Raw genomic sequence first — 12,705 nt, 5'->3', positions numbered from 1 at the left:
TGTCCAACAACTCTGTGCCGTTTGTTAGTCTAAAATAATTCGGTCTCAAACAACAAAAAGGCATCATTTGATGCCTTTGTTTTTTGCAAATATGATTATGAAAATGCTTATCAAAAATATCTCTATCATTATATCAATCGTTCTCATTAGCTTCACCTTTGCTGTAAGGGCACAAGCAGACCGCAACTGTTATTTGATTGATGACCCTGATGAACGCGCGTTATGTCTTGGTTTGTCGGGCAAGGATTCTTGTTATCAAATCGATGACCGACAAATGCGACAACAATGTCTCGGTCAAACAAAAGTCGGTTCTTGTTATGATATTGAAGATCCGCAGGAACGCGCATTGTGTCTTGGTAAGACCGGTGAAGGCTCGTGCTATATGGTTGATGACCCTGAAGAACGCGCGGTATGCGAAGGCAACTGTTACATGATTGACGACCCGGATATTCGCGAGATTTGTCTTAGCTCTAAATGATAATCCGATGACAACCATTTGACACGTTGTGATGTGTTCATATATATTTAGATATATTCACTTAGAGAGGTAATTGATGTCTCACGCTAGCGTTAAAACACCTGACTTAGAACTTGACTTAGAAGAAGTCACTCAACAAGGTTGGACCGAAGCTGAGATGGACATTGACACGCTCAAGGCACTGGAAGAAATGGAAAAACCTGGTGCCAAAAGGTATAGGCATGAAGATGTTCGGCGCTTCATCATGAGCAAATTCACAGATAAACCTCTTCCTTGGCCAGATCCCATTTCTTAATATGCATGTTATCAAAGCGATTCAATGGGAAGGGTATGCTCTTCACCAACTAGATACGATTGCCAATTTTATAAAAGACACTGATAAATCAGCGTCCGGTTCAGGTCAGATAAGGGCGCAGCAACTGCTTGATGCGCTTGTTGATGCGGTTGAAGACTTAAAAATTTTTCCTGAAAGCCATCCGGTCGTTAAAGGACTTCAAGCTGAAACACCTGTAAGACGTGTGCTTGTTAGTAAAAGGTACGAATTACGCTAGCTGATTGACGACAACCATATCATTCACATTGTTGCCGTTTACTACGTAAAAAAGCAAGACCGTCTATGTCAATCGATAAGCCGCGCCATTAAGCCTGATCGACGTTCACTGTCATTATAATAAAGTGCTGCCTCCTGTATTGATTTATGGCCTGATTGCTGCATGGCTTCGGGAAGCGATATACCTTTTCGCGCAGCCTCAGTGAGATAACCTGCTCGCAAAGCAAGAGCTGAAAAATCGTTAGGATCCAATCCGGCTTTTTTGACGCGCGATTTAACCATATTATTAATCGACTGGCCTGTAAGCGCCACATTGTTGATATTCCGTCATCTATCAATCGATCTGAGAATTGCGCCTTTATCAATACGCGCAGCAGAACGGCCATTGATAAACATCCTTCGACCCCGCCGATTGCTTGCGTCCATGGTCACGAGCCGGACATGTGGAACTCCCATTCACCGCAAAACTATCCGCCACCTGAACCGCAGGAATATCATTCACAAACACATCCGAACCGCCATTTGTTACTGCCGTTGGCGGATAATGGCAGATATGACCTCAACCGCTATCACCTTTGGGTATACTGGAGGACATTGATATCAATCTCCGAGACAAATTCTATTCATTATATCATAAGGCATATCGCCTTCATCTTTGACAAACAATGATGATATTTTTGTATTCCCTGATAATAGGATTTTTAAATAATCAACATTATCTATATTTTTAATAAAAAATCTCATAATCATTGTTGTTGTTCTATAAATATTATTAATTGAAATTAACTTTATAACGTTATTATTAATAATATTTTTAAATTATTACCAATATATAAATTTAACACCACAATTGATAAGTTAAATTAAGAAATTCCTCATCGATATAATTTTTACCCGTAATATCATCCACCGCTAGAAAATGAGTTAAATTTAACAAATAGCAATGGCATGATAACGTCTTCCCGGATAACTATCTTATCTCTTTTGCACATTTTTCTGCGTAAGAATTAATCTCTACGAACGTAAATTTTCTATCCAAAAAATGCGATTTCACTATATTAACATAATCCATCTTTCTAAAGCTCCAGATATATGCTTCATTATTGTTGTCAACAATACCGAAATGGATCGGATTAGTTGTATTATTTGCTAGATTCCAATCCAAATCTGTATAAATTAAAGCTGCGCGTATGAGAATTGAGAGAAATGGAATATCTTTTATATTTTTTGTACACCATATCCGAGGAGCAGGGTAACCTGACGTCGAAAATGCACCTGATTTATCTGTAAAATAAACAACGTCGTTGCCATACTCCTTCGTTGTTTTGTGATGTACATAGAAAGAGAATATCAAGCTAAAACAATAACAAAATAGAGCGAAAATTAATACGATTGCACATAAAAATGATAATATAGTCCGTTTCATTTTAGTCATTTCCCTCGCTGCTTACCGGTTTCAGGATCAGTAAAATGACCTGCTTGAAGGTCTTTCCAAAGATCGGCACTTTACAAGCTCCTAAATCGCCATCATCCGGAAAAGAAACAAAGAATATTATACCAACCGGAACACTATTTTGCTTTCGTTTAATTTGACTTTCTCATTCTATCATCTATTTTTTGTTTTGACTGCATCGAGTTATTTATAACAATTTTTCCGCTGCTTATAACCGTTAAGCAGAGCTTTCGAACATTCATCCGTTCTTGTTTCGTTAGGTGCATCGAAACAGTTCCCATATCCGGGCTTTTTGATTTTGACGCACGCTCCATCAAAATGCCATTGCCAGTCCAAATATTTGTGCCTTCACTTTACTCGTATCGATTGAGCAATCGGTTAACCAAAACGCGCACTCAAATAACGAAAAGGTTAGTGACGAATATCAATACCACGATCACGCAGGATATCTTCAGCTTGAATAAATCGGAGTGGATATCGCACGTAACACATAACCGCTAAGAAGATATTTTATGGTGAGCTGTTAAATTATTTGAAATGTATGTCTTTACTCATGACATAAAGATATGACGTCATAATTTATAAATAACGTTATTAAAAAACGCAATTCTTACATTTATTTTTGTTTTGTTAATATTTTTCTTAAAGACTTATAGTCGACTTTTGAACGATGGCGTCGATCTTTCGGGATATGTTTTACATATCGTAATTGAACTCCTCTTTTAATCATGTTTTTCGAGAAGTCACTCATTGCCGACGGCATTTTTCCGCTAATTGCCAAAACCATTTTATCATCTATCATCATTGCAGCAGCGGCTTTAATGCCCGGTTGCAATCGTGCCTCTATTTCGAGGGCAAAAGGGAAAAGATTATTATATTGAGTGCCAAGACGCCCTAAAAGCCATAGTTGGTTGTTAGCGTCGAAGTATCCAATATCACCGGTTCGATGATAGATTTTACCATCAATCTGACACTTCGTTTCGCCATTACGGCTTTTATCAAGATAGCTTTCATTAACATGTTTTCCGGCAACCATAATTTCATTGTTTTCGCCTAGTCTTACATTTGCGTATGGGCTTGGTTTTCCGACAGGCAAGCCGCCTCCTTGAAAGGCCCTCACCCATTCTTCCTTTGTTATATCATTCGTATCAAGATGGCTGATGGGTTCTGCTTCCGTTGAACCATAGAGAACCACAAGTTGAATGTTGGGAAATTCTCGCTCGAATTTTTGCATGATATCAGGGTAAAGGGGCCCTCCACCTGTAATAATTGTTCGAAGAGAAGATGATGAAGGTAATCTATTTTTTTGTTTTACAAGATTTTCAACTATAATTGGAGGAGCGATGAGACGCGTAACTTTGTTTTGCGTTGTATATTCAAGGAGCGTTTCTATGTTTGCCTTGTCGTGACGCCTTAAGTTCCAATTGGGTAAGACTATTGTATGTCCATGCCCAAGGCAGCTAAGTGCAACGGCTGGAAAAGCGACAAGATCGGTTTCGGTCCTATTTGAACCTAAAATCTCTGCCAAAGCATTATGTTGGGCAAGCAATAAAGCGTGGCTACGTTCCATTGCTTTCGGTGCACCTGTGGTACCACTGGTAAAAGAAATCAAAGCACCATCGGTTTCCAAAGCATCATCGTTTAGAAACTCCTCATCTCCTCTTAAAGAAGGTGAATACGTATCTTTAATAAGTCGTAGATCTTTCATAAATGGTCGTATGGCGCGGATAGACGTAGCAGCAATCATTGCTTTGGGCGCAATTGTTTTTGCTGCATAACAAAGCCCTTTTAACCCCATCGCCGCTTCCGGAAAAACTGCCGTCACGCCAAGTCTCCAAAGGGCGGCAAGTGTTATATAAAGATCAATTCCCGGCCAAACAGCCACAAGAACTTTATCACCACGATTAATATTTCTTTGCTGCAAAGCATTTGCCATTAAGGCAGATTGTTTAGCGAGATCAGAAAATGTTATTGTCTTTTTGTTTTTATCAACGATCGCAATTTGATCAGGGATGCGTTTTGCTTGCGTTAATAATAACGATATAATGGTCATAGTCGTTTTTCCATGAGCGCATAACGACGGAAAATCGTTGCATCAAAACGTTTGAGAGCCGATGTTGAATAGTTGCCATCACGCATCAAGCCGAAAACAGCTTGTTCAAAACCATAGTTTTTGCCACGCCATAAAATTTGTTCCATCAAATAACGGCCCGCGCCCGGCTCGGTAGCTGCATAAGTTTTAACAATCAAGGTTTTAGGCCAATTGGGGTCAGGGTAAGATAGAAGATAGGCAACCATTTCACCATTTTCATTCATGGCACTGAGTAGCAAACGGGGATCTGCGCGCTTCAATATTGGAATATAAGCCTGAATAAAGTCGTTTGCAGGAATAGGAGAAAAAAGCGGTGTTTTAGCAAAAGCCGCTATTGTAATGCGATGAACATCTTTCAATAACTTTTCCGGATTTTTACCATCCCACGCAGTCATCTTGAGGTTTTTAATGTGTTTGGTTGGCTCCGTTCTATTGGAGATATTTGCTTTTGCCGAAGAATGCATTTCGCCAATAATAAATCCGGCTTTTATATAAGCTTCTAGATCATAAACCCCCGATTGTGGTTCACCAATAAAAGACGGACTACCATCGCTATACATAACGAGGCGATATGGTCCCCAAGAGCCATTGTCCATAGGGCCGATAAGTGTTTCATAGCCTTTTCTACGTGCTTCTTGTTCGGCGCTTTTTAATATTTCCAGACCCTCATCAATATTTGCAAAATGATGTCCATTGACTGCTGCCGTTTTAAGGCCATTAAAGGATGGAGCCGCTTTAATCATAATATACCTTCATATTTTTTGAATAAAGTATTGCGCAAAGGTCACCGGTTTTTGAGAATTTTGAATTGCAAGAAGCAATCCTATTGTACAGATAAGAGTAGCAACAAGTGTTATTTTATAAATGATATGGCGTTGTGTACCCCTGTTAAAAAACGTAACACCAACGCATGAGAGAATAGCAAGCGCAGAGATAGCCCAAGCAGAGGGACGATTAAGCCAGCTAATATTGGTGTTACCAAAAACAATCAGTATATTCTCAAGAATAAAAACTAGCCCGCTAACGGTTATTGCAGCAAGCCACCTCACGCGTTTAGAGGAATCCGTAAAATGCAACATGAGTAATCCAGCCAACAGAGCAGCAAATGTAATGGTATAAAACTCGATTGCAATATAGCCCGTGACACGACCGGCAACGAGCCAGAAAACACCAACCAATGTCATTACAACGATAAGCTGGAGGTCTGTGTCATCAGATGGATGCGTTTTATTTCGCAATGAAATATTTGCAATAAGAGCTGCAAGAGGAAAAATAGCATAAAATATACTGGTTAGACCAACTGTCAGAAACAGGCAAATTACAGTTGAGCGACAGGCATGGGCTGATAAATTCAAAAAGGAAGCGCCAATGCTGGAAGCAACCATGATGACAATAAAAAGTGCTGCCAAGAGAAGCTGCATAATGAGGTTTGTCGGGTTGAAAGCAAGAAGAGCAAAAATACCAAGTGGTACGAATAAATTATCCAGTCCACGCCAACTGCTTGCTTCTACCAGTGCAGAAAATGCAGCAATAATGGTAGCCAATGGAATGATGTTTTCGCGTTCAATAGAGGGCGTTAAAATCATAATGATAACGCAGACAATCCACGTTACAATAAAGAAGACGGTTGTCCCTTCAATACTTTTTGTACGGTCTTTTGTGCCAAATTTTCGCCGGCCATATTCAGTTCCAATGACAGCTGCACAAGCATCTGAAATAGTAACAACTGCAAGAGGAAGGACATAAAGAATAGGATCACCTGCTGCAAGAAAAAATAAAACACTAACAGAAACAAGAAAGAGAATATCCCCCCAAGATGATCGCTCAACGGAATGGACAGCTGCTCCATAGGTTTTTCTGATAGGTGCAACCCGTAAAAGCAATAAGGCGGCCAAAGCAAAGAGAGCAAATACAGTAAAAGACTTATGGTCGAGAAACAATGGTAGGATTAGCGCAAAAATACCAACGCTTACATGAACAAGTTTGCGTTGTGTTTCGGCTGATAATGCATATTTATCACCGACAACCCGCACAAGTCCTGCGACCAAAACGAGTAGTAAAACTGTTAATATGCCAAAAATAATACTAAAAGACGTCATGATAAAACATCTTCTATAATGAGAGCCGAGTAGAAAAAGGCTTTATCCTCAAGAGCAAGTTTACTTGCCTCAATGTCGTTCATTTTTACACGCTGGCTGAAATGAACAGACATTTGACGCTTCACCATCATATTCCAATAGACAAAACGCGCATCTGGTTGTGCTTTATCTAACAGTTTTTCATATACTTCCCGACTAAGAGATGGAGACATATATTCAAAGATATCAGAAAGATTGAAACCATCAAATCGGCCAGATGCCTCCTGAATAGGACCTTTGAAAAATTCAATCCGGTCTACCCGATCTTTGATCGTCTGATAATGCTCTTTGCGCCATGCAAGAGGTAAAGCATATTGGTGGTGCCCCAGCAAAATCCATTGCATATACGGGTTATCATGTGGTTCCATATTGATAACCGCATGACGAACCTTATCTTGCACTTGCTTTGGCAAGTTTCCCTCTGCATAGTCAAAAAAAGCCGGATCACGACCGAGCTTTCCCATCATTTTTTCCGAAAAGAAAAACTTTGTTGCCAAGCGCCAACGCCAATTGTTCCATTTTTTATTAAAAAACTCTTCACGCTGAGCTGCGCTCATTTTTTGAAATAATTCATTGCATGTTTTTTTACTCGCAATGAAAGGTAAAATATAGCGGCGAAAGAGTGAAAAATAGTTTTCAAACTTTCCTATTCCTGCCAAGCCGAGCTTTTCTATTGCATCAAGTTTTTCTTGCCAAAAAAGGAGCATGTCACCTTCAAAGTCACTGATGAGGTTTCGCGCTATATCGCGCCTCATGTTTGACGGTGTAGGCTCCATAAGCTCGATAAAGTCATCATAAGACAAGTGTTTGAACGCTTCGATACGCATTTGCAAACAGTAAAGTTGTGCTTGTGATAAATCTGCTGCAACGATTTTTTGGGGATCAAGCAATAAAAGTGCTAAAACATTATCGCCTGCTGCGGCGACTGATAAAAAGTGTTTTCCCGCAGCTTTTTTGTGATCCGATCCACTTGTTAAAGCTTTGATTAATACTTCCGCATCTTCCCAGCCTTGTGCGTAACGAATAATATCAAAACGGGCACGTGTTTCTATTGCCTGATCACTTATCGCATTTTCTGACAATTCCTTCACCCCCATCAACTTCGACAAGGTCCCCATCCTTCAGCCATGAGCATGCGCCTTTGACACCAACCACACAAGGTATACCAAGCTCCCGTGAAACAATAGCCGAGTGGGAAAGGATAGAGCCACGTTCCACAACAACAGCTGATGCATTGACGAAATGTGAAATCCAGCCGGGGTCCGTATTGCGGGCAACGAGAACCTCACCAAGTTCGAGAGGTGTCACAAGCGGGTCACGAACAACACGAACACGCGCTTTAACTTTTCCGGAACCGCAAGCAAGTCCACGACGCTCGGTTTCATTTTTACGTTCGGAGCCATGGACTATATTATCCATAAGTCGTGCTGCTTTATCTCCGACACCACCACGCAATAAAATGCGCTCCCCCGGATCAGTCCGCGTTTCATAATCTGCTTGTTCAGTTTTTCGCAAATGAACAAGCCCTTTCAGATTGTGGCTTGTGGCAAAGCCTTCGATAGAACCCAGAATTTCAGAAACATCCAGGAAAAAAATATCCTTTGCATTGTCAAGACGTGCAGTCGCCTCGAATTCTTGCCCTATACGCAAAAATATGCGCCGGGCGCGGGCAAAAATACGGGTACGTTCAAACCGTAAATTCTCTCTGTCTTTGACCCGCGCCTTGGCATATTTCAACATTAATGAAGCGATTTGCTTACGAATAGGTTTATGCGCAAACAAAGTATCAAGATTGATAGAAGATGCGGCTTGTTGCTGTTTGTCGTCAGCACGCATAGAGGCTGCATAAATAGCCGATAAAAGCGGCGTTGGATCCTCGTCAATAGTTGGAGACTCCAGCTTTAATTCACCAACACGTCGGTCACCGAAACGTTTGATATAATCCTTGATTTTATTTCCAAGTGCTTGGTCTTGATAAACCTTTTCAATATCAAAGTCGGCAACAGCTTTTTTTAAATCATCAGAGCTTGTTTTTAAAATGTCGCCAGCCTCACGAATAAGTTTTGCCGGTTCTGCCGAGATAATATCGCCTTGGCCGATCATGACATCATTATGGAGCCGTATTCCGTCTTGACCGGCATGACGCTGAAGATATTTGCGTGAGCCGCCATAGGCCATCATGCATAAAACATCGTTCAGAATCGGGGCATCCCAACGATCAAGAAGGGCAGATTCAAGACGTCGATATTCTTTGCCAAGCTCCGACAAAGACATTGTATCCAAATTATAGGTGGGGTCGTCATCGCGCAGCGCTTTTTTCATTCTTTTATAGAAGTTTTTCCGCATGATCGGGAAAAACAATGAACGGGCACTCAAAGAGACAATCATGCGTATTAACGCAAAAAAGGATGGCGCTTTAACATCACTTATGGCTTCTTCCGGAATAGGGGATGATATCCCCATCATCGATTCCATATTACTGCGATTTTTCGAGAAGAAAGGAAGAAAAGAAAGAAGGCGATACCAATTGCCAAGGTTATAATACATTCGCCCGTCATAGCGTACCAACATATTGGACAACATTGATCGTGCGTTGCTTATTGTTTGTTGGTCTGTGCCAACCATTGCAAGAAAGGCACGATACACGCGATCATAGGCTTGCGAGGCAAAACTAAAAGTTAAAGGAGATACAAAACCGGGATAACTTTCAACAATATTGGAATTATCAAGAACCGTTAAAAGTGTTTCACCATGGCCTTTCGCCAATAAAGGCGATGTTATCGGGCGATCTTGCAAGTGCCAAACTTTACCGGATTTATCAATCGTCCATTCAATGTCCTGAGCAGCTTGTTTGCGATTTTCGGCAGAGAGGCAAAGGGCAGCAATTTTTTTTACTTCTTCTTCGTTTAATACGCTTGCATTTAGAGGGCGAGCATAAATATCATTTGTTACTTTTCCAAGAAGCCAATTTTCACCATCTTCTTCACCGGAAACAAGACTTTCCCCCAAGCCATTAACAGCCGAAATAACAATTCTGTCGCGCCGTCCACTGACAGGATCGGCACTAAAGGCAACGCCGGATGCCCGGGCTTCTATTTGACGTTGAATAACGACACAAGGCAGTTCACTGCCGCCAAGCCCTCGTTGTGATCGATATTCTTTAACATGATCAGCAAGGCCCGATTTAAAAACAGCTTCAATTGCGCTTAAAATTGTATCAGGTTTTTGCTCAAGAAGGGTTAGAAATTGCCCCGCATGGGAAGCTTGTAAACTATCTTCGGAAACTGCGGAAGAGCGGACAGCAAAACGGTCTGTCTTGTTTTTACTTAAACGTTTGATTTGCGTGAGAATATCCGGCTTGAAACTTGCTTTCAATGTACCGTTTTTATTGGCACATTCAGCTGTTACGACAAAAAAATCCGGAACCGGCGCTCCGGCTTTTCTTGCAGCAGCCAAAGCGTAAGCTTTCCCGCCAACAATATTGACACTTTCATTGAAAGCTTGGTCTTCATCAAGAACCATGTTCTATCCTTTCAGAAAAGGCAATAATGCGGCCAGAAGATAGCATGAGATAACCCATAAACCCGAACTGTTATCAAGTGCTTTTTGTCTTTGCGGGGTGGGAGCACGTGAGAACGCCCATATCTGGTATAAAAAAGGCAGCGCAGCCAAAAAACCGACTATAGCAAAAGGGAAAAGCAGGTTGTGATAAAGTGAAAGACCTAATAACGCAGTGTAAGCAAGTGCTAAAACCCCTAAAAGTGCCGCTAACGAAAAAGGAATGCCCCAAGCAGAACTATAAGTTTCAACGCCTTCGCGCTCATTCACGGGAGCCCATATTTTGCGTGAAAACTCGAAAATACAACCATTTGCCAAACTAAGTAACAGAAAAGTCCATAAGCCTGTCGGCATTGATGTTCCATGAGGAAGCCATTCACATGCTGTTAAAACCATATCAATCAAGGGCATAACCAGCATATGCGTTACAAGTAATAAAAGCGGGGAAGCATGGAGGGCATGGGGGGCAAAAAATTCCGCCGTCATTAATCCCATCCAGCACCAGACAATAAAAACCAGAAATAGCAAAGATGGCAGATAAATATATGCTACCAGCGCACTTATGATCATGGATAAAAATCCCAAGATGATTATAAGCTTTAAGGAAACGAGTCCTCGAGGTATAGGACGTTCCGGCCGGTAGCGTGTATCTGTTTCGTTATCTTTGTATTCATCGGCTGCGCGGAGTTGCCAGAAAAAGAAAAAGACCAGAATGAAAGCTGTCAAATATGCAGTAAAAGGAGGCAGCGAACGCCCGGCCAATTGTGCTGAGGCTGTTACTGATGAGGCGGAAAAAACAACCAGTAAAATAGCTGTTTTAATAACAGGAAAACGCTCGCTTTGATAGATCCACAAGCGTTTTAACAAACCTTGAGTATCAGCGTTTAGTGGAGGCATTTGTTTTTCTTCCCCGTGCCAGTCTCATATGCGCCATGCCGAATTGGCCACCGGCGACGGCAGCTGTCAAGGATAATTCACCACAGAGGATCAGACCCGCGGCAACTTCTGCAAAGGCATTTGCATGCCCGTTCCCTTTTAATCCCATGAGCTCGAGGCCCGCTTTTTGGCTTGGTAAGCCGGTACCTCCGCCAACAGTTCCAACGATCAAATTAGGAAGTGTAACAGTAAACTTTAAACCATTTTTTGTTTCTTCCGCACGTGTAAAACCGATTGATGTTTCAGAAACACAGGCGACATCTTGTCCTGTTGCCAAAAAAAGTGCCGCGAGACCATTTGCATAATGGGCTTGAGCACCGATCTGGCCTGACATTAAAGCCCCGAGATTGGCGATGCGAACATATTCAAGAAACTGCTCGACACTAACGCCCAAAACACTTTCTACGATTGTATGGGATAACTCGACCTGTGCCGTTGCCTTGCGCCCACGCCCTTTCATCACAGATAAAAAACTCGCCTTTTTATCTCCGGAAAGGTTGCCTTCCAAAAACCAGGAAATCGGCTTTATTGGACAATGTTCCAAAATGTATTGGCACATTGCTTCACTTGCAAATGTTACCATATTTTGTCCGGAAGCATCACCCGTTGAAAAACCGCAAAGAATATAAACCAGTTCAGCATCGATCATCGGGGTTAATGCGATCAATTTTCCATGCGATGTTGTTGATTGTGCCGCTTTTATCAGCTCTTCTTCCTGGCGCGTAAGCCACTCGATAAAAAGACCTGATTGTAATATATTTTCAAACCGGAAAACGGGACTTCGCAAAACTGTATTTGCTAATGTTGTAACTGTTACTCCACCTGCTTTATTAACAGCTTTTGCACCACGGTTATAGGAAGCAACAAGAGCTGCTTCTGTCGTTGCCAACGGGATCAGATAATCACCGTTGGCATGAAGTCCATTCACGCGTAATGGTCCAATAACACCAACCGGTATTTTGACTGTCCCTATCATATTTTCAATATTGGCTTGGTAATTTTCAGCAGACTGGAGTGTAAACGGGTCAGCCAGTTCTGTTTTGGCTTCTGCTGTTACCCCCATTTTAAAAAGCTGTCTCCAAATACGTTCGATAATAGAAGGAGAGCTGCGCGTAACTGTGCGCAAAGTTATCGGGATATTCTCGTATTTGGGGCTCAAATGTTCTTTTGCATCGTCAATTGTAAACTTTTCTCGCAACGCATCTAAAAAATTTTTAGCGCGATTTGATATTCCCATCCCAATTCCCCTTTTCGTTATAAATGATATTGTCAGACTAATTCCAACTTGTCATTAAGTGTCAGGGTAGCGGCGTTTATGCAAGCGTCAATTTAAACGGTGTTGTTCTCATTGTAAAAATAAATTTTATATTTAAAAAAATAAAAATTAAAATACAATTTCATTATAATAAATAATTTATAAGTTAAAATTTATTTTTACTTTTTTTAACCCATAGAATAGATTTCAAATAATTTAATTATAAAATTATAAAACACAAGTTT

11 protein-coding genes are annotated in these 12,705 nt (G+C 41.1%); 3 read left to right on the top strand and 8 right to left on the bottom strand.

What is annotated here, in order from left to right:
• The first annotated feature begins 70 nt into the window (after positions 1-70).
• The 3 genes from H3S83_RS03365 to H3S83_RS03355 all read left to right on the top strand — a co-directional run bounded on the left by H3S83_RS03365 (position 71) and on the right by H3S83_RS03355 (position 1,029).
• Positions 71-478 carry a hypothetical protein gene (locus H3S83_RS03365; protein ID WP_198238912.1) on the top strand — a complete coding sequence of 136 codons (408 nt, stop codon included), beginning with the start codon at positions 71-73 and terminating at the stop codon, positions 476-478.
• Between the two features lie 76 nt (positions 479-554).
• Entirely contained in the window at positions 555-773 is a 219-nt protein-coding gene (locus H3S83_RS03360) for a hypothetical protein (protein WP_198238911.1), read from the top strand.
• A gap of 1 nt (position 774) precedes the next feature.
• Positions 775-1,029 (top strand): hypothetical protein, encoded by a 255-nt coding sequence (locus H3S83_RS03355; protein ID WP_198238910.1) that lies wholly within the window; start codon positions 775-777, stop codon positions 1,027-1,029.
• A 68-nt stretch (positions 1,030-1,097) separates the two neighbouring features.
• Here the strand turns inward: H3S83_RS03355 and H3S83_RS11455 are convergent, their stop codons facing one another.
• The 8 genes from H3S83_RS11455 to H3S83_RS03315 all read right to left on the bottom strand — a co-directional run bounded on the left by H3S83_RS11455 (position 1,098) and on the right by H3S83_RS03315 (position 12,442).
• Complete coding sequence (locus H3S83_RS11455; protein WP_370541328.1) at positions 1,098-1,340, bottom strand: tyrosine-type recombinase/integrase; 243 nt, start codon at positions 1,338-1,340, stop codon at positions 1,098-1,100.
• Between the two features lie 1,757 nt (positions 1,341-3,097).
• Positions 3,098-4,534 (bottom strand): AMP-binding protein, encoded by a 1,437-nt coding sequence (locus H3S83_RS03345; protein WP_198238909.1) that lies wholly within the window; start codon positions 4,532-4,534, stop codon positions 3,098-3,100.
• On the bottom strand, positions 4,531-5,316 hold the full coding sequence (locus tag H3S83_RS03340; protein ID WP_198238908.1) for a hypothetical protein: 786 nt from the start codon (positions 5,314-5,316) through the stop codon (positions 4,531-4,533). The genes H3S83_RS03345 and H3S83_RS03340 overlap by 4 nt, the downstream gene beginning before the upstream one ends.
• Before the next feature lie 9 nt (positions 5,317-5,325).
• On the bottom strand, positions 5,326-6,672 hold the full coding sequence (locus tag H3S83_RS03335; protein ID WP_198238907.1) for a diacylglycerol/polyprenol kinase family protein: 1,347 nt from the start codon (positions 6,670-6,672) through the stop codon (positions 5,326-5,328).
• Positions 6,669-7,820, bottom strand: a complete 1,152-nt coding sequence (locus tag H3S83_RS03330) for a DUF3419 family protein (RefSeq protein ID WP_198238906.1) — start codon at positions 7,818-7,820, stop codon at positions 6,669-6,671. The genes H3S83_RS03335 and H3S83_RS03330 overlap by 4 nt, the downstream gene beginning before the upstream one ends.
• Positions 7,771-10,233: a PEP/pyruvate-binding domain-containing protein gene (locus H3S83_RS03325; RefSeq protein ID WP_198238905.1), complete on the bottom strand. Its 2,463-nt coding sequence runs from the start codon at positions 10,231-10,233 to the stop codon at positions 7,771-7,773. Before H3S83_RS03325 ends, H3S83_RS03330 begins: the two co-directional genes overlap by 50 nt.
• Positions 10,234-10,236: 3 nt before the next feature.
• Positions 10,237-11,166, bottom strand: coding sequence for a UbiA family prenyltransferase (locus tag H3S83_RS03320; protein WP_198238904.1), 930 nt, complete (start codon positions 11,164-11,166; stop codon positions 10,237-10,239).
• A complete protein-coding gene (locus H3S83_RS03315) occupies positions 11,147-12,442 on the bottom strand; it encodes a hydroxymethylglutaryl-CoA reductase (RefSeq protein WP_198238903.1) in 1,296 nt (431 codons plus the stop codon). The genes H3S83_RS03320 and H3S83_RS03315 overlap by 20 nt, the downstream gene beginning before the upstream one ends.
• Positions 12,443-12,705 lie beyond the last annotated feature (263 nt).

It is taken from the genome of Bartonella sp. W8122, assembly GCF_016102485.1.
GTDB classification, from domain to species: domain Bacteria; phylum Pseudomonadota; class Alphaproteobacteria; order Rhizobiales; family Rhizobiaceae; genus Bartonella; species Bartonella apihabitans.
Note: the sequence above shows the minus strand (reverse complement) of the source record. Positions and strands in the feature narration are given on the sequence as shown.